General features: G+C 45.0%; 1 protein-coding gene. It reads right to left on the minus strand.

Annotated elements, in window-relative coordinates; genetic code table 11:
• A partial coding sequence (locus R7Q47_RS26555) for a S1 family peptidase (RefSeq protein ID WP_318090304.1) occupies nt 1–688 on the minus strand: 688 nt, incomplete at its 3' end.
• Between the last annotated feature and the right edge of the window lie 346 nt (nt 689–1,034).

Below are 1,034 nucleotides of genomic sequence, written 5' to 3' on the forward strand. Positions count from 1 at the left end.
TCAACCCCGGATAGCTATTACCAATTTCCAAACGCTCATAACACTTGTCTATCGGAAGAAAACCGATCTGAGTGGTTTGTAACAAAGGAGAAGCCTCCGATGCCATTGGCGTTGTTGTTCCCCATCCATAAACCTGAACATTTTCAGTTCGCTGGTTGGTGTCGTAGTTATCGTTCCAATCCGCAGCTAATCGTGCCTCAATGCTGATCATGTCTTCTTTCGTGGCGAGGTCAGCCACATTCACCCCAGTAACTGGGCGAGTAAGGTAAAGCAGCGCAATGTCATTATCGAGCGCCGTTTGAATAGGCTTCACATTCCCCTTGCTGTCAACATCCGCTTTCGAGATACGAGTGTAGTTTGGATGCACGACGACATGCGAAACGGTGTAGTAGTTGTCGATACTCGTATCGTGAAGATTATGTACACGAGCAGTGATAGACAGTTCACCCGGTTGGGTAACGTAATAGCTCGCTTCGTTCGAACCTTGCCCCATTACGACACAGTGGGCCGCAGTCATTACCCACTGGTCAGTGACCATAGTGCCGCCACAGTTTTGAAATTCCGCCATGTTACTGGCTCGAATCGCAACGCGATCTGCAGGGTTTGACTCCACACTGCCCAAAACGATGGCCTGAGCGGATTGGACACTCATTGCAGCAGCCATCAGTGCAAATAATTTTTTGTACATAATCGTCTTCAATTTGGTAAGCCTGAGCGTATCTTCTTCGAGAGACGAATCTTGGAAAATCCAACGAATAAAAATGTGCGATTCAATTCATTGGATTACCTTGGGTACACATTCAATATCAATCAAAAATGCCAACTGACTCGCACACAAACCGACTTATTCAAATTAATAAAAACATCGATAACACACAGATTACGCAGTAAAAAAGAGGCGCAAGAACATTGTGCTATTTAATTGATGAAAAACGAGTTGGCTCCCAGATATACGGCAAAATATTCTCTATATTTAAGAGAAGGACAATGCCGCTGGAGGTCTCTATGATCAAGGTTGAAGACATGATGACTCG

Source organism: Vibrio sp. Vb0349, from assembly GCF_033338975.1.